At 47.0% G+C, this 16374-nt stretch carries 16 protein-coding genes; 2 read left to right on the top strand and 14 right to left on the bottom strand.

Annotation, left to right across the window (positions count from 1 at the left end):
- Together B147_RS32595 and B147_RS0126700 are read left to right on the top strand one after the other, a co-directional pair.
- Positions 1-201: hypothetical protein (locus B147_RS32595; protein WP_425387012.1), on the top strand; the 201-nt coding region annotated here is incomplete at its 5' end.
- 468 nt (positions 202-669) lie between these two features.
- Complete coding sequence (locus B147_RS0126700; protein WP_020590263.1) at positions 670-1179, top strand: AbrB family transcriptional regulator; 510 nt, start codon at positions 670-672, stop codon at positions 1177-1179.
- A gap of 9 nt (positions 1180-1188) precedes the next feature.
- Here the strand turns inward: B147_RS0126700 and B147_RS0126695 are convergent, their stop codons facing one another.
- The 14 genes from B147_RS0126695 to B147_RS0126630 all read right to left on the bottom strand — a co-directional run bounded on the left by B147_RS0126695 (position 1189) and on the right by B147_RS0126630 (position 15886).
- Positions 1189-3015, bottom strand: a complete 1827-nt coding sequence (locus tag B147_RS0126695) for an ABC-F family ATP-binding cassette domain-containing protein (RefSeq protein WP_020590262.1) — start codon at positions 3013-3015, stop codon at positions 1189-1191.
- Positions 3015-3260: a hypothetical protein gene (locus B147_RS0126690; RefSeq protein ID WP_020590261.1), complete on the bottom strand. Its 246-nt coding sequence runs from the start codon at positions 3258-3260 to the stop codon at positions 3015-3017. Before B147_RS0126690 ends, B147_RS0126695 begins: the two co-directional genes overlap by 1 nt.
- 147 nt (positions 3261-3407) lie before the next feature.
- Positions 3408-4217: an NAD(+) diphosphatase gene (gene nudC, locus B147_RS0126685; RefSeq protein ID WP_020590260.1), complete on the bottom strand. Its 810-nt coding sequence runs from the start codon at positions 4215-4217 to the stop codon at positions 3408-3410.
- Between the two features lie 183 nt (positions 4218-4400).
- The gene (locus B147_RS0126680) at positions 4401-5042 is read right to left on the bottom strand and encodes a LysE family translocator (RefSeq protein ID WP_020590259.1); all 642 of its coding nucleotides are present in this window, start codon (positions 5040-5042) and stop codon (positions 4401-4403) included.
- A 30-nt stretch (positions 5043-5072) separates the two neighbouring features.
- Positions 5073-5903 carry a universal stress protein gene (locus tag B147_RS0126675; protein ID WP_020590258.1) on the bottom strand — a complete coding sequence of 277 codons (831 nt, stop codon included), beginning with the start codon at positions 5901-5903 and terminating at the stop codon, positions 5073-5075.
- 30 nt (positions 5904-5933) lie between these two features.
- Positions 5934-7661, bottom strand: a complete 1728-nt coding sequence (locus tag B147_RS0126670) for a chloride channel protein (protein WP_020590257.1) — start codon at positions 7659-7661, stop codon at positions 5934-5936.
- A 19-nt stretch (positions 7662-7680) separates the two neighbouring features.
- Positions 7681-8358, bottom strand: coding sequence for a PTS sugar transporter subunit IIA (locus B147_RS0126665; RefSeq protein ID WP_020590256.1), 678 nt, complete (start codon positions 8356-8358; stop codon positions 7681-7683).
- Between the two features lie 188 nt (positions 8359-8546).
- Complete coding sequence (locus tag B147_RS0126660) at positions 8547-8975, bottom strand: response regulator (protein ID WP_020590255.1); 429 nt, start codon at positions 8973-8975, stop codon at positions 8547-8549.
- 152 nt (positions 8976-9127) lie between these two features.
- Complete coding sequence (locus B147_RS0126655) at positions 9128-9775, bottom strand: sensor histidine kinase (RefSeq protein ID WP_020590254.1); 648 nt, start codon at positions 9773-9775, stop codon at positions 9128-9130.
- Positions 9772-10143 (bottom strand): response regulator, encoded by a 372-nt coding sequence (locus tag B147_RS0126650; RefSeq protein ID WP_020590253.1) that lies wholly within the window; start codon positions 10141-10143, stop codon positions 9772-9774. Before B147_RS0126650 ends, B147_RS0126655 begins: the two co-directional genes overlap by 4 nt.
- Before the next feature lie 3 nt (positions 10144-10146).
- The gene (locus B147_RS0126645) at positions 10147-11874 is read right to left on the bottom strand and encodes a sensor histidine kinase (protein ID WP_020590252.1); all 1728 of its coding nucleotides are present in this window, start codon (positions 11872-11874) and stop codon (positions 10147-10149) included.
- A 41-nt stretch (positions 11875-11915) separates the two neighbouring features.
- The gene (locus tag B147_RS0126640; protein WP_020590251.1) at positions 11916-13133 is read right to left on the bottom strand and encodes a response regulator; all 1218 of its coding nucleotides are present in this window, start codon (positions 13131-13133) and stop codon (positions 11916-11918) included.
- 12 nt (positions 13134-13145) lie between these two features.
- The gene (locus B147_RS0126635; RefSeq protein WP_020590250.1) at positions 13146-15281 is read right to left on the bottom strand and encodes a SulP family inorganic anion transporter; all 2136 of its coding nucleotides are present in this window, start codon (positions 15279-15281) and stop codon (positions 13146-13148) included.
- Between the two features lie 26 nt (positions 15282-15307).
- On the bottom strand, positions 15308-15886 hold the full coding sequence (locus B147_RS0126630) for a TetR/AcrR family transcriptional regulator (protein WP_020590249.1): 579 nt from the start codon (positions 15884-15886) through the stop codon (positions 15308-15310).
- Positions 15887-16374: the final 488 nt, after the last annotated feature.

The following is a 16374-nucleotide window of genomic DNA, read 5'->3' as shown; positions in this document are numbered from 1 at the left end:
ATTAAAAGTAGTTGGTCTCAATTGAGAAATCAGCTCGAAGGCCAAAGCCGGGTGACAGTTTCAATGCAATGCAAGGATGGTCAAACCGTTCATATCAGAAAAAGCACACGACCAGAACCCAGACAACAAAAAATTTATAAAGCTTTGGAGATAGGTTTATATCCAGGGCCGGTGATTAAAAACATTTTTAGACAAAAGTAGTGCCATAACCAGGAACTTAAAAACAACAATCCGCGTGATTACAATAAGTTATAATTTGCAATCGAAAACTTGGGTTAACCTGTCGGGCCTGTCCAAATCCCATTTTTACGCCCTGGTTAAAAAGTACGACATTCGGGTTTGAGTGAACCCTTACCCAGACGCTTTGCAGCCAGGTCGGGTATTAATTCATGCAAAACCCATGTCCTTCGTTGCGGTTTCAGGATTTTTCAAAGATTGGAAAGCGTGTTGATTCCCAAATAAATCATCTCTTTTTGTTTTAGTCTCCCCGAATGAACTTTCCGCATTTTGCCCTGTTCAATGACTTGATTTAGCGTTACGCATGATATAGGTATGAGAAAATCTCAAATAAGATTTGAGTATGTTTTATGGGAGGCGTCCTTTATGGCCCTGTGGTGACTATCCATTGGGCCATCAATTATTGTTATATTTTTAGCAGGATAAAATGTTATGGAAAGATATTTGCTGGTTATTGTGGTGGGGACTGTTGGGGGCCTTTTGGCACAACGATTTAATGTTCCAGGTGGGGCCGTTGTCGGGAGTATGTTGTTCAGTGGAATGACGGTTCTGTTTTTACCCAAGGGGATTGTTTTGCCGTCATCTGTGCGTACAGGTATACAAATTATGTTGGGCATTACCCTTGGGGTCAGCGTTGACCGTTCCCTTTTGACGCTGGGGGTCAAGATAATGCCCATGGCAATTTTGAGCACCATTGTTCTGTTGACGGTGGCTGTGTGCATGGCGTTTTTGGCCAACAAGCTTGGGTTGGTGGATTTTGGTACGGCCCTGTTCGGCTTTTCTCCCGGGGGAATGACGGGCATGGCCATTTTAGCCCAATCCGAAAATCATAACGGGGCTTTTGTGGCATTTTTTCATCTGGTGAGAATATTTACGCTTTTTATCGTCATTCCGCTGCTCGTAAAGGTGGTCATGTATTTACAGCACAAAGGGCATCTTTAATAATCAGACTCAATTCTTATCAGCGGCCGCTTTTTTTTCTTCCAGTTCTTCCCAGCGTGAATAAAGTGATTGGACCAGGGACTGGGCCTGCTCCAGTTTGGCACAGGTGTCTGCCAGAAGGGCAGGGTCCTGGATAACGTCAGGGTGCTGGACTTGTTCGGAAAAGTCTTCAACATGTTGTTCAGCATCCATAATTTTTTCTTCTATATGTTCCAGTTCGTATTTGTCTTTAAAGGAAAACAACCGTTTTTTGGCCGGGGCAGGTTTGGTTGTCTCCTTTTTGTTTTTTTCCGCCCCGGGCCGCTGGGCGTTTTCCCGGGCGGTCCGGGCCTTTAGAATCTGACCGAAATCCCTGTAAAATTTCGGTGTTTCAGTGTTGTCCAGGTAGAGCATGCGGTGGCAGACCCGGTCCATGAGATACCGGTCATGGGAGACAATGATCACTGCGCCTTCAAACTCTTTGATGGAGGTCTCCAATACCTCTAGGGAGAGGATGTCAAGATCATTGGTGGGTTCGTCCAAAAGCAGCAGGTCACAGGGTTGGCGCATGATTTCAGCCAGAACGATTCTTGCCTTTTCCCCGCCGGATAGCCGTCCTACCGGCATGTCCAGCTGGTCAGGCATGAAAAGAAACCGTTTGGCCCAGGAGACTACGTGAATGGGGCGGCCTTTGTAATTTATGGAATCGCCGCCGGCCGGATTCAGCGCCTCCCGCAGGGTCATCTCCGGGTCCAGTTGGGTGCGTTCCTGGTGGTAAACGGCTGTTTTAAGGTTTTCCGCCCATTTTACAGTTCCCTGGTCAGGTTCCATACTTTGTTCGATCAGGGACAAAAAAGTGGATTTGCCGGAGCCGTTATCCCCGACAATGCCAAGACAGAAACCCGGCCCCAGTTCAAAGGTAATGTTGGAAAACAGTGTTTTGCCTTTAAACCCCTTGGTCAGGTTATGCACCCTGAGCAGTTTTCTGGTCTGGCGTCCTGTGCCTGAAAAATCAATGTCCATCCGGGCGGTTTGCCGGTTTCGGGCCTTGACCTCGGACAGTTCTTTGCGCAGTTCTTCTGCCTGGTCAAGCCTGTATTTGGCCTTGGTGCTTCTGGCCTTGGGGCCTTGACGCAGCCATTGGTCTTCTCTGCGCATTTTCGATGCCAGGGAGGACTGTTTTTTTTCCTGGGCCGCAAGGTATTTGTCGCGCTCCTGTTCAAATTTGAGATAGTTGCCCTGTATTTTAAAAACCCCGCCCTGGTAGTACCGGGCAATTTCCATGGTGTGGGAGCATACGGTTTCCAGAAATGCCCGGTCATGGGATACGGCCACAAAAGAAAACCGGGCTGTTAAAAGCATCTGTTCAAGCCATAAAATTCCGGCAATGTCCAGATGGTTGGTGGGCTCATCCAGCAAAAGCAGGTCCGGTTCCAGGCAAAAGGCCCGGGTGATGGCAAGTCGCTTGCGCCAGCCTCCGGACAGTTCTTTTGTCTTGATGACTGCGTTGGTAAAACCGCCTAACCCTAGGGCCCGGTTCACCCTGCGATGGCGTTCTTTTTCCTGCAGGTCCAGGGATGACAGACTGTTGAACAAAACCTGCTCAATGGAAAGGTCCGTGTCAAATTCGTCTTCCTGGGCAAGATAGACCGGACAAAGGCCTGTCTGAACATTTATCTCTCCGTCGTCCGGGGAACTCAAACCACAGATGATTTTTAAAAGGGTGGACTTGCCCGAACCGTTCATCCCGATCAAGCCCAGCTTTTCTCCCGGTTTCACATCAAAGCTTAGCCCTGTGAACAGGGTATCATCGCCGTATGCTTTGCAAAGTTCCTTTACAGACACTAACACCGCCATCAGGATTTGTCCTCCTGTGCCTGGGGTACTCTGAGGTGGCGGTATACCCGGATCATTTTAATGATGAACACCAGGGCTAAGGTCAGGCTGATCAGAATAATAAAACTCGCGGCAAAAAAGGTCATGATAAAGCTGAAAGGATCATTTAAGCCATAAGCCCCCCGGATAAGATCAATGCCGAAAACAACGAAAAAAAGGGAGATTAAAAGACATAATACCTGAACCGCCCACCAAAGATATTTCATTTAATGTCCTTGCAAATCAAATTTATTGTTTCTAAATATTCCCAAATTAAAGGTTAGGTGAAAATACAGGTTCCTAAGAGAAAAATCAATTTGCGAACGACATTTTGCCTGGATTGAACTCGGGTGAAATCCTATAACATATTTTTTCTATTTGTTTGATCTTAACACAAACTCTCTGATCAGCTGCCCAGACAGGGTATAGGCGTCTGGAATCAAGGGCAGGCTGTTTGCCTTGAACCATTCAGCTTCTATAATCTCCTTGGGATCAATCTCAATTTCTCCACTCTTATACTCCGCGGTGAATCCAATCATCAGGCTGTCCGGAAAGGGCCAGGGCTGGCTTTTCACATACCGGACATTCTTAACACGAATCCGGGTTTCCTCATAAACCTCCCGGGCCACACACTCCTCCAAGGTTTCCCCGGGGGAAAGAAATCCTGCCAGGACGGAAAATAACTTTCTTTTGGGAAACCGCATCCCCCGGGCCAGGAGAATTTCATCTCCCCGGGTCACGCCCATGATGACGGCAGGAGATATTCTTGGATAGGTATGGAGACCGCAGGCCGGGCAGATCCTCCCGTGGTTTTCCTCCATAATTCGGGTCAAGGTGCCGCACCGGCCGCAAAAATGGTTGTTGGTGTGGAGGTCCGCGATAAAACGGCCGCAGGCCACGGCCAGGCGAAAGTCTTCGCCGGCGCCCTGGTAAAATGTTCTAAGGTCGAGTATGGAAAGCCCGGATTCCGGCAGGGGCTCCACCAGGATGCCGCAGCAGCAGGGGATGCCGTGCAGGGTACCGAAAACATGGAGGCCGGTGCGGACCAAGGGCTTTGCCCGGTTCGGTTCGAAAAAAGGTACCTGACCCGTTTCAGGGTCAACGACCAACGCGGTGCCGTCAAAGAGAAAAATCCATGCCGCAGCCTCTTCCGGGGATGCGGGGGACGGTGAGGGAATAAACATTATAAGCCTTAAAGGCGGACGCTGCCTGAGCTCTGTCCATGGGAATTGCCGGGCATAGGTTTAACTGCTGTTGCACGTTTGCCGGAGAAATCAGAACGCCGTCCGGATTGTAGATACGGTCGGAACCCTAAGAACACGTTCTCCGGCGCAAAGGGTGGCACACAGCGACTGAAATTTTTTGCACTAGGCATTGCTATTTTCCGTAAAGGCCAGACGGATTCCCAGACTGACAAGAATAGAACCTGAAATCCTTTCAAGCCAGAAGGAGCAACGCCGATTCTTACGGAAAAAGGAAGTTGTCCGATCTGCTGTTATAACAAAGAAAAATTCTATGGGCACAGCCACCAGGATGACAAGAAATCCCAAAACAGCAATCTGGGCGGAATGATGCCCCAATTCAGGACGGATGAACTGGGGCAAAAAAGCCATAAAAAAAATTGCAACCTTGGGATTGAGGATATCCACCAGCACCCCCTGCCTAAATGCCTTCCAAACGGTTGTTTTGTCTTCTGTGCTTTCATGCATGTTAAACGTCTCACCGTCGGACATCAGGCTGCGTATTCCCAGATATACCAGATAGGCCGCACCGATATACTTTACAATAGCAAACGCGGTTGCCGAAGCGGCAAGCACTGCAGACAGACCGAGAGCTGCGGCTGCCACATGCACCAATGCGCCGGACCAGATACCCAGAGATGAAGCAATACCCACTTTCCGGCCCTGTGCTATGGTTCTGGAAACAATATAGATAACGTCCGGTCCGGGCGAAATGTTGATAACAAAAACGGTTGTAAAGAATACCAGCCAATAAGATGTTGATTCCATATTACCTTCTTTGTAAAAAATGTTCCGATACTATTTAAGAGAAATACGGCAGTTGGGGCCCGTAACCAGCAAATTGTTGGTGACTGTGGACTGGATATGCTCCATTTTGCTTCCTAAAAGAATTTCTTTAATTATGCCGTGCCCATAGGCGCCAAGAACGATCAGAGAGTCGTGGGGTACTTCATACAGCATCCGGTCAAATCCGGAGGATTCATAGAAACACCATTCGTTCACATACTGGTCCACAAGCTCCTCAAGGTCCGTACCCCGGACCATGTCCCGGTAAACGTCCTCGCTGTTATTTTCAAGCACGGTATAAATTTTTAGGGGAAACCCGGAGGCAATGGCAATTTTCAGCCCCAAAACAAGGGCATTCATGGCATTGGAGGAACCGCCGAAAAATACGGATATACTGTTCCATGCCTTGAATACCGGGCTTGCAATTAGAATGGGAAAAGTGGCCTGCTTTATCATTCGCCGAACCTTGGGACCCAGATGGCCCAGTCCTATTTTGGATGACAGGTCGCTGATCGAACGCGGAGAGCACATATAGTCGAATTGACTGGATATATCGGGCAGGGTTGAAGCCGTAAAGTCTTTGGGTTCATAAAACCTGGGCGGCATTCCGGCCTCATCGAAAAGTTCAATGACATGTTCATGGGCTGTATCCGGAGAGGCTAAAAAAGAGTTGTCCAGGTTCACCTGAACCACATCATTGGCAAAATACATTAAGAACTTATCCGTTTTGGGGATATACACAACAGGATAGGCTTTAATGGTTTTACAAAAATAGAGGGACTGCAAAAAGGTTTCCCTGCCAAAGGGGGTATTCCTGAAAATATGAAGCAGTTTATAATTCATTGGAAGTCTCCTTGGGACCATGAACAGGGGTCATTGTATATTGGTCTGCATGATCAGTTCCCTGCGGTACAGATCAAGTATTCGTGCTTTGGAAATCATTCCGGAAAATCTGTGGTGATCCACCACCGGGATGTGATCAATGTTAAAGGTCTCCATGAATTCCAGTACATCATGAAGATCGTCGTCAAAGGATACGGTAACCATATCCGTATCCATGATCTGGTTAAGAAAGATCATGTCATAAAAGGCCGGATCCAGGGCGTATTTTCTGATACGTGAAACCCGGACCATCCCCAGGTAGTTGCCGGTCTCATCTGAGATGACCGGGTAATGGTTTCGGTTTGAATTGCTGATGATGTGGATAAACTCTCTGAAAACCATATTTTCAGATACAGGGGTGTAGTTGGTATCAATGATCTCGTTTAAGCTTAAATCCGATAAAATTCGTGCATCCGTTCCGGGCCGCATGAATTCGCCGCGTTCAATAAGGTCTTTAAAATAAAAGGAAGATGGTTCGATAATATGGCTCAAGGTAGAAGAGATGGAAGAAACCAGCAGTAAAAGCAAAATGGCTTCGTAGCCGCCGGTAATTTCCGCAATCAGAAAAATACTGCTCAATGGGGCCTGCATCACCCCGGCCATGATACCGGTCATGCCTAGAAGGGCATAAGCGCCTTCCGAAGTCACGGCAGCATTGGGAAAAACAAACATCATGGCCTTGTAAAACACCACGCCGGTAAGGCTTCCGATGACCAGGCAGGGCGCAAAGATACCGCCGGAACCTCCCCAGCCAAGGGTGATGGACGTGACAAATATTTTTAGAAAAAGACCGAGGAATATGAGCCAGAATGCCATGGGAAAATTACCACTTACCATTTCCATGATCGGATGATATCCCTCACCCAGTACCATGGGCATGAAAATTCCTATGGTACCCACCGTGCAACCGCCGATCAATGCCCGCAGCCAGGGAGATACTGGTGTTCGCTTGGCCAGGCCACCAACTTTTCGAAGGGTCCGCGTGAATATTACGGATATCAAAGCGGTGAACAAGGCAAGTCCGATACTGCCCAGAATATCTCCTGCAAAAATATCAAAGGGGTGGTGTTGGAAGAGCTCTTTTGCAGGTATGATGGCTTCACTGATCTGGGCGCCGGCCACAGCAGCAATGGTAATGGGAATGATATTGACAAATTTCCATTCCCCAAGAATGATCTCAACGGAAAAAATAAGACCGGCCACAGGGGCGTGAAAAATGGCGGAAATGGCACCGGCTGTACCACAGCCCACCAACGTCATGCGTTGCCGGTCATTGAGGCCTAAAAATTTTGCGATATTGGATCCTATGGCAGACCCGCTCATGACAACCGGGGCTTCGGGACCTGCAGAGCCGCCGCTGGCAATGGTTAAAAAACTGGATATAAGCCTGGAATAGGCGGAACGAAGCCGTAAAAGTCCGCCCCGTCTGGATACGGCATAAATGACTTCGGGCACACCATGTCCGGCGCCTTCCCGCATGACTTTATCAAGAAATAGAAAAGAGAAAAGTGCGCCGATGCCGGGCAAAATAAACGCCCAGGCGTATTGGCGGTACGGTGCAAGAAATTCAAGAACCGAAGCCAAGGAAAGCCGTAATGCCACGGCTGCAACACCTGCAAAAATACCGACCACTGCGCCGGCCGTCATCAGCACAAGCCGGTCATCAAAAAGAAAAAATTTTGTATAAAAAAAATTATAGGTTTGTTTAAGCTTACTCATGATAGGTCCGAATAGCCGATTATATCTTTTCGGCTATGTGCAGGGCATCAATTTTTTCGATCAACATGGATTGTTCCGGGCAGGTTTTTAAAAATTCACTGAACTGTCTGTTCCGTAAACACAAAGAAATAGAAGAGAGCAGGTGAAGGTGAAATTTTAATTCCGGGAACAGGATAAAAAACAGGGTAGAGACAGGCTGGTTATCCAATGCATGATAATCCACGGGATTTTTAAGAAAGCAGACTGCAACAGTGGGCTGTTCAATATAATTAAGGGGGGTTCTTGGATGGGGCACGGCAATGCCGCCGCCGACCCCTGTGGACAAGGCCTCTTCCCTTTTGACCAGCTGTTGGGCAAGATCCGCTTTGTGATTATCCGGAACGGCCTTAATCCTTTGAATGCATGCGTTAATTACGGACGGGACATCCGGTCCTGTGTCAATGTCGTGATACACGCCGCCGGCCTCAAGGGCAGTGGATAAAGAGACCGTTACTTCGGTATCAGGTCCCTGGGCCGGGCGGGGGGTCAGGTTAAGGGAAATATGGTTTTTCTCAGCCCAGTTTTTCAAATCCCCGGCATGAAAGCTGTAGGTTCGTCCCTTTTTGAACACAGGCAGCTTTCCCTGGCGGATCCAGCGCTCTATGGTTGTACGGGACACCCCTAAAGACTTGCATAACTCAGTTATTAGAATTTCCATTTTTTCCTTAACGCCGCTTGCTGTATGATAACCCTCATTTTAAACGTTGATGCTTTATATAAACCAAACCAGTCAGAATAACAACCCCGGTACTCCTGTGAATCTAAAAGGGATAAAAGCAGTAAAACACGCTTTTATCCCTTTTGGGGTCCGTTGAAAAAAACGGTCAAACGCCTAAGTTTTAGGATCTACCATCCCCGGGTTTCCATGATTTCTTTGATTCTTTCCTCGGCTTTTTTCTCCACCAGGATCATTTTTTTGGCCTGGGCTTTTTTAATCTTTTCGGTCAGGGTCGTCATGTCAGCCGGTTTTTCAAGCAGATCCATTGCACCCAGTTTCATGGCCTCTATGCCTTTTTCAACTGTGGCGTGCCCGGTCAAAAGAATCACTTGAAGTTCAGGTTTTTTCTTTTTCAGGATTTTTAACGTTTCGATACCATCCATTTCCGGCATCTGCAGATCAAGAACCACCACGTCAAAGGATTTTTCTTCAACGTTTTGCAGGCCTTCAATGGCGGAACTCGAAGTGCTCACATCCATTCCCCGGTTCGTCATTCTCTCTGCCAGGGCTTGTGTAAACTCCTGTTCGTCATCTATGATTAAAACTTTTTCACTCATTGCCGGGGTCTCCTTTTAATTTGTATGAAAGAACTGAATTAACCGATTCGTTTCTTTCATCATTTGTTGTGGCCCAACCTCGGTGAAAGACCAGGTCGGCCATGGCCGTTAGTTGATATTAAAGAAGTTGTTATCTGTTGAAAATATTTTTTTTATATGCCAAATACCAGGTCAGCCCTGGTGTTCTGATCCTCTAATACAATTTTTGCCTGGAATAGATCCAATGTCCGGCAGCTTGCCTGACAATCAAAATCCGATGCAAAAGGCGCTTCGCTTTGGAAACTTAAACATATTTGGCTTTCCTCATCTTTCCTAGAGGATATATTGAGAACGGCATCTGATGCAAGGGTTTCCGTAATATTTTCTAAAACAGACCAGATCAGAAACAATAAAAAGAAAAAAGATCCATTGACATAAAGTTTGTCAGCAGCCCGGGTATGATTCACCTGAATGCCTTTATTGGCAATGATTCTGGCACCAAGGCCAAGGGCAAGCGCCACCGCCTCATCCAGATCTACCTGCTGTTCCGGCTTGTCCATGCTGTGGGAAAAGGTATTAAGGGATTTTACGATGCCGTCAGCCCGGCCGATTTGTTTTTCAATGCGCTGGACAATTCCTGAAAACCGTTCGATGTCCAGTGGGGCTCCCTTTTGGGCCATCATAAGATAATCAGACATCAGTCCTGCATTTTCATTCATGATGGCCAGGCAGTTTTTTATATCATGGGATATAGATGCCCCCATCCGGCCGAAATAAGCCGGGCCGTATTGATCCGTAATTTCCTGAGCGGTATATTTCAATTTTTTCCTCCATCAAGCATGACCTGGTTGAGCTTTTCAATCAGACTGTCAATTTCCACAGGCTTAACAAGATAAAAAGCCTCACCGGTTTGGGAACATCCCTCATAGTAACATTCTTCAGACCCGTGGCCGGTCATAAAAATAAACTTGAGTTCGGGACAGATCGCCTCCATTTTTTCCTTGAGCTCAAAGCCGTTCATATCCGGCATCTGCACATCCAGAACCGCAATGTCATAGCTTTGATTAGACAGCATGGAGATGGCGTCATTGGGCGTGACAGCCCAGTGTGCGTCAATTCCCCGGTACCCAAGGCGTTCTGCCAGGGTAGAGACCAGTTCCTTCTCATCGTCGACCAGAAGTATCTGCATAATTCACTCTTCTTTCTGTATTGTTGTGGGCAGATATATTATAAATGTTGTGCCCTCGTTAACCTTGCTTTCGACGTTAATTCGTCCCCCCAGTTCCTGGACAAGGCCATAGGTGATGGAAAGCCCCAATCCGGTACCACCCTGATTGGTTTTTGTGGAGAAAAAGGGCTCAAAAATATGTTTAAGGTTTTCAGGGGAAATACCACATCCACTATCGCTTATATCAAGGCGGACAAATGGTTCTTCGGTTTTTTGCGCGCTGATGACTAATTTGCCGTCCCGGGGCATGGCAGCAAATGCGTTATTGACAATGTTTAAAAGGACCTGCTGCAGCTTGCCCCGGTTGCCGACAACCTGGGGCAGGGTATCAGGCACATCTATTTCAACAAAAATATTTTTTAACTGTGCTTCTTTTACCAGAAATACCAGCACTTCATCAAGAACGGATTTAAGGGCTAAAGGCACAGGAGTCGTCTGGGTCTGACGGCCAAAACTGAGCAATTGCCGTGTAATCCTGCTGCACCGTTTCACCGAGGCAAGGATAATGTCCACCGTTTCAAGAAGTCTTGGCTCCTGTTTCAGCTCCGGTTTAAAATGGGCCATATCCTTTATGAGACCTGCCTTTTCATTGATAATGGCCAACGGATTGTTGATCTCATGGGCCACACCTGCGGCAAGCCGGCCGATGGATGCCATCTTGTTTTCATATTCAGCCATATGAAAATATTTGGAACGTTTGAGGTCTAAGTGTTTCAGGCGCCGGACAAAATATCCGGTCACGGCCCCGATCCATAAAAGAATGACGGATATGCTGATACCCAGATATTGGATTAATGTCACCTGACTGTGATGCCAAGGGGACATAATCACTTGCTTTGATTTAAGTACCACCAGGATAAACGGCGTATCGGGTATATCCCTGAACGCTGCAATCAAATCCTGTCCATCTTCTGATGTGATTGTCATGGTACGGGTTTGGGCCGTGGCAGGGGGTAAGGCAATGTTTGTTTTTTCAAGGACATCTCCGAAATAGTGGGAAGGTGTTTGAAGCACACTCTGGGCGTTGATCAAAAAGGCATCCCCGTTTCCCGATGTCTTGACTTCGGATAAAATTCCAGGCAACTGGTGCTCAATGGTGGCCCGGATAATAAAATAGGTATTATCCGGGGCGGTATGGCGCAGCGCAATGGAAATATGGGGAACGTTTCTAAACCCTAGAAATACATCACTTACAGAAGTCCCATGGGCCATGGTATCCTTGAACCATTGCTGGTCCTTGTAATTTTTGCCTGTAAGACCATGGGGGCCGGCATATGCACTTTGAACACCCGTAGCGTCAATAATGCCGATATCCGTAAAACCCCCAAAGCTTTGGTGCAAAAGATTTAAAATCTTTGCCAGTTGCTGTGCGTCCCCAAGCTGCTCAAAGGAATTGGACCCCACCACGTAGTTTAAAGCATTTTCCCGTTCATTTAAAAAAAAGGAAAGTGAACGCCAGGTGTTCGAGGCCAGGCGGGAAGCCCTGGCCTCGGCATCATTTTCCAAAGATCGCCGGGTCAGGTTGTAATCCAGGACGGCAAAAAAGATAACAGGAATAATGGCAAATGTGGCTGTCAAGACAAATGAGAGCAGCCATATTTTTTGGTAATTCAGGAATTCCCCTAATAGCTGTTTGGTTTTCGGGGCCTTGCCGCCTGATTTTTTTTCTGTATTTTCAGTTTCCAGCGCCATAGTGATTATCCCATACCTGCACAATCTTTCAGTTAGTTCGGTTAGTTTTGTTTCTGCCGGATTTTTTCATTGGCCGCCTTCAAATTCAGGCTTAACTCTTCTATGTCTACAGGTTTTTGCAGATAGGCAAATGCCCCAAGCTTCATGCAGATCTCCCTGTCGGCATCTGATCCATGGCCTGTTAAAATGATAACTTCAATTTCAGGCCTGGATGCCTTGACCTTTTTAAGTACTTCAATACCGTCAATCCCCGGCATTTTCAAATCCAGGATCATTACATCAGGTTCATCCGCTTCCACAAGATTTAGAGCGGATTCACCGTCATAGGCAATGGCGGACCCCACGTCACGCATCTGCAGTCTTTCGGAAAGGGTCTGAACAAATTCACGTTCATCATCCACCAAAAGGACTTTTGACGGCACCTGGAAATCAAACCTGCGATAAATATCGGCCTGGTAAAACCCTTTGCCGATACGCGTCTCAACCGAAGATACTCCTTCAACCTGTTGTACAATATTTTTAAGCTCTTCTTCAAGCTTTCCCAAAAGAAGAACATTGGTATTGATGGTCAAGGTAACCAGTCCGTCCCGGGCACTGACACCAACCGCATGGCCTTCTTTGGACAATTCCACTTCAACCCGGGCTGCCAGGGCAAAATCATCAGCTGCCTTTTTAGATGCCTTGGTGGGCTGAATCACTTCATTTTTCAGATTTTCAAGAATCAGGGATACGGCTTCGTCTTTGGTCATCTTGTCCGTGGGCAGAATCATATCATAAAGGGACGCATCCCAGGGATCTGTAATTTTATAGAGCGTATTAGACCATGCACTAAAGGTTTCGTCATTTTTTGATATCAAATTGGCGGCATCTTTTTCACTTAAGCCAAGTTCTTCCATGGCCTGTTCCATTCGAGATGTTTTGTCTGCAATCAGGCAGATTCTTAATACATGGCTTATGGATGCAGGGATTAAAAGACTTGTAAATCCTTCAATCACGTATTTGTCCTGGGACATGCTCTGGGCCACGGCAAGGCGCAGGTAAGCAATGGAACGCTCCTTTTCATGGGTAAACTTATTGAACACCGAGGCCTTTTCAAGAAAAGATTTTGCAATTTTCTTTTCGGGCATTCCGGATAGCCCGCTGGCCGAGGCAACCAGATCATTGTCTGTCAGTAATTTTAATCCGCTTTTATCAATAACATCTGAAATGATTGACGATTTGCCGCAATATGAACCGCTGAAAAATGTCAGTATAGACATGGGATGTCTCCTTTATTTTGTTGATTGGGTGTCCAGGCAGTTTACGAGTAACGGACAGTCATCTTCCGAGGTGTTGGCATGGGCCTGGGGATGAACGTTTGACAGCGCATTTTCCATGGTGGAATAAATATTGTGAGTGCCGATCTCTTCGAGCAGATGCGTACGGGCAAGTACCCGGTAAACCGCATCATTAACCCCGCTTAACGATACGCCGTATCCGGCGCTTCTCAAACGCTGAATAATCAAGGCCAGCGCTTCCTGGCCCGAAGCATCGATATCGTTGATACCGTTACAGGCGATAATAAAGTGCCTTAGATCAGATGACGCCTGGATCCGGTCGTTTATTTCATCTTCAAGGTAACTGGCATTGGCAAAAAACAGCGGGCCTTCAAAGCGGATCAGTTGTATGTGCTCACAGGTGGCAAGTTCATGCACACACGAATCTTTGAGAGCCTGATCTTCGCCCCTTGAAAGGATGCTGATTTTTGGGCGCATGCTTTTGTATAAAAATACGGCAAGGGACAGGCCGACCCCGATATAAATACCGCTTTCAAGGTGAGGTGCTACAATCAGAGTGACAACAAAGGTAATCACAGAAATCAGGCCGTCATACCACTGTGCGTGCCAGGCATGAACAAAACCGGAAACGTTTACAAGCCCAATAACCGCCATCATGATAACCGAAGCAAGGACTGCCTGGGGCAGATGGTAAAGCAAGGGTGTAAAAAACAGCAGGGTGATGATAACCATAAGACTTGTAATAACACTGGAAAGCCCTGAAACAGCACCGGCCTGGAGATTAACGGCACTTCTGGAAAAAGAACCGGATACCGGGTAACTTTTACCAAAGGAGCCCAGGATATTGGAAAGACCCTGGCCGATAAGCTCCTGGTTGGGATCAAGCCGCTGTCCGGTTTTGGCCGCCATGGCCTTGGCAATGGCAATGGCTTCCATGAAACCGAGCAGGGAGATGATAATTGCATAGGGCAAAAGCTGCAGGAACACGGAAACGTTGATTGCCGGCATACCGAGTTTGGGAAGTCCCTTGGGTACGTCACCGACTACAGCACCGCCACCGGACAGTCTCAGGGCTTGTGTATCAAGGGCCTTATTACCCATCCGGATACGGTATATCCTGTCATCCGCCCTAGGTTCGGGTACCTGTCCGTCCTTGGGGTAAAACACAACACCTTGGGTCTGATCCTCAACAGCGCTGAAGTGTATCTCCCGAAGCCGGGTACGAATTTCAGACGCCAGACTTTTAGCGGCATCTATTTTAGCCGTAAATACCCTGGACTGGTATTCGAGATCCAGCTGCTCAAGGGGAGGGGCGTCATGACTGTTTTCTATTTTGGAAGTAAGCTTTGTGCGTTCTGCACTTAAATCTGCTATGGACTTAACGGTATCATTAAACAATAGGATATCTTGTTGAATCTGTTCATCCATGATCTGGGAACTTGTCACTGTTGCATTATGCTCAAACCCTGTGGCCCAGGAAATGATGGTGGTGATGGCAACTGCAACAAGTACGTATGGGATTCGTGGATTTAACCGCTTCAAACCCACCATAATGGCAATGGATAAAATTCCCATGGCAAGGGTAGGAAGATGCGTGTAGTGAAAGGCGCTTTCAATTACCCGGATAATGGTTTCATAGTGGTGGTGGGCCTTGTCCACATAAACACCGAACAGTTTGGACAGCTGGGAAGTGGCAATGATAATTGCCGCAGCATTGGTAAAGCCGTTAACTACGGGATGGGACAGAAAATTAACGATAAGGCCCAAGCGCAGCACCCCGAGCAGCAGCTGGAACACCCCAACGGTAAAGGCCAGGATAATTGCATAGGCAATAAATGCTTCGCTTCCGGCTGAGGCCAAAGGTTCAAGACTTGCTGCAGTCATCAAGGAGACCACGGCCACAGGGCCGGTTGCCAGCTGGCGGCTGGACCCGAACAAAGAAGCGATCATGGGGGGCAGGAATGCCGCATAAAGGCCGTAGTAGGCCGGCAAGCCTGCCAACTGGGCATAGGCCATTGACTGCGGAATAAGCACCAGGGCCACAGTGAGCCCCGCCACAAAATCAATTCTGAATTTGCCCAGGGAGTAATCCTTGAACCACTCTATGAACGGCAGTATTTTGGTTAACATGTCGAACACCTTTCTAAGTTAATTGTCTAAGTCTTTAGCATGCGCCTGCAGGAGGTTACCAGTTCATTGAACAGTGCATTGGCATTATACAGATTGTACGTTTTAAACCGGACCACCCCGTCCACCATGGAAAAGATAATCAATGCGGTTTTGCGGGCAGGCAAAGGATCAATGGAGCCATCCTTTACCCCCATTTCGATACCGTCTTCATAAATGGACACAAGACAGTCGTAAATGGCTTCCAGATACCTGCGGCACTGGGGTACTGACTCTGCCATATGGTAGGGGTAGTACCTATGCAAAAGAAGAAATTGATTCTCCATCTTGCCGGCCAGGTATAAGTGGAAGGATACCGAACGTTCAATCATGCTCATGCCGCTGTCAAAATGCTGGTTTCCCATATAGGCGTCAAATTCCTCCAGAATCATTTTTTTGGTCTTCTCAAGAACGGCCAGGAACAATCCGTCCTTGGTCTTGAAGTGATAAAAAATGGTTCCTTCGGCCACATTGATCATTTTTGCCAGATCAGCGGTGGAGGTCTCTTTAAATCCGTTTTTGGAAAACAGCACAGTGGCAGCCTGCAGTATGGCATCTTTTTTGGACATAACACCTCTAAAAATCTTGAGTGACTACTCATTTTATTTGAGTGTATACTCAGGAAATATTCCCATGTCAAATTGTTTTTTAACGGTTTTCAAAAATTTTGTTAAAAGAGTGGCGGGTATACAATGCACTTAAACATCAGTATATTATGTGCAAAACAACGAAAATTTTCTTAAAATTCAAGTGTTTCAATGTGTAATAAGGGTGTTGCAAAGTGCAATAAATCAAAAATGTATTTTTTTGTGCCCGTATATATATTTTTTCATCGAAAATGAGTATTGGACGAAAATGGAAAAGATATTGACAGCCTGTCGACGCAAAGATGGAAAGATATTGAAAAGGCCTTTAAAACAGCGCTGACGCATCAAAATTTATTATCAATGATATCAGGGGGGCGGAGCGACATCTAAAATTATTTTGTCGCAAAATTATAATAGACACTCTGCAGGTCTTTTGATAATGTAACGTGGATGTGTGTGAGTTCACCCAC

It is taken from the genome of Desulfobacter curvatus DSM 3379 (assembly GCF_000373985.1).
Taxonomy (GTDB): domain Bacteria; phylum Desulfobacterota; class Desulfobacteria; order Desulfobacterales; family Desulfobacteraceae; genus Desulfobacter; species Desulfobacter curvatus.
This window is presented reverse-complemented; position numbering and strand designations above follow the sequence as displayed.

Excerpts from the sequence above, each read along its gene's own strand:
- B147_RS0126700 (WP_020590263.1), top strand. The coding sequence starts at position 670 with ATGGAAAGATATTTGCTGGTTATTGTGGTGGGGACTGTTGGGGGCCTT.
- B147_RS0126695 (WP_020590262.1), bottom strand. The coding sequence starts at position 3,015 with ATGGCGGTGTTAGTGTCTGTAAAGGAACTTTGCAAAGCATACGGCGAT.
- B147_RS0126690 (WP_020590261.1), bottom strand. The coding sequence starts at position 3,260 with ATGAAATATCTTTGGTGGGCGGTTCAGGTATTATGTCTTTTAATCTCC.
- nudC (WP_020590260.1), bottom strand. The coding sequence starts at position 4,217 with ATGTTTATTCCCTCACCGTCCCCCGCATCCCCGGAAGAGGCTGCGGCA.
- B147_RS0126680 (WP_020590259.1), bottom strand. The coding sequence starts at position 5,042 with ATGGAATCAACATCTTATTGGCTGGTATTCTTTACAACCGTTTTTGTT.
- B147_RS0126675 (WP_020590258.1), bottom strand. The coding sequence starts at position 5,903 with ATGAATTATAAACTGCTTCATATTTTCAGGAATACCCCCTTTGGCAGG.
- B147_RS0126670 (WP_020590257.1), bottom strand. The coding sequence starts at position 7,661 with ATGAGTAAGCTTAAACAAACCTATAATTTTTTTTATACAAAATTTTTT.
- B147_RS0126665 (WP_020590256.1), bottom strand. The coding sequence starts at position 8,358 with ATGGAAATTCTAATAACTGAGTTATGCAAGTCTTTAGGGGTGTCCCGT.
- B147_RS0126660 (WP_020590255.1), bottom strand. The coding sequence starts at position 8,975 with ATGAGTGAAAAAGTTTTAATCATAGATGACGAACAGGAGTTTACACAA.
- B147_RS0126650 (WP_020590253.1), bottom strand. The coding sequence starts at position 10,143 with ATGCAGATACTTCTGGTCGACGATGAGAAGGAACTGGTCTCTACCCTG.
- B147_RS0126645 (WP_020590252.1), bottom strand. The coding sequence starts at position 11,874 with ATGGCGCTGGAAACTGAAAATACAGAAAAAAAATCAGGCGGCAAGGCC.
- B147_RS0126640 (WP_020590251.1), bottom strand. The coding sequence starts at position 13,133 with ATGTCTATACTGACATTTTTCAGCGGTTCATATTGCGGCAAATCGTCA.
- B147_RS0126635 (WP_020590250.1), bottom strand. The coding sequence starts at position 15,281 with ATGTTAACCAAAATACTGCCGTTCATAGAGTGGTTCAAGGATTACTCC.
- B147_RS0126630 (WP_020590249.1), bottom strand. The coding sequence starts at position 15,886 with ATGTCCAAAAAAGATGCCATACTGCAGGCTGCCACTGTGCTGTTTTCC.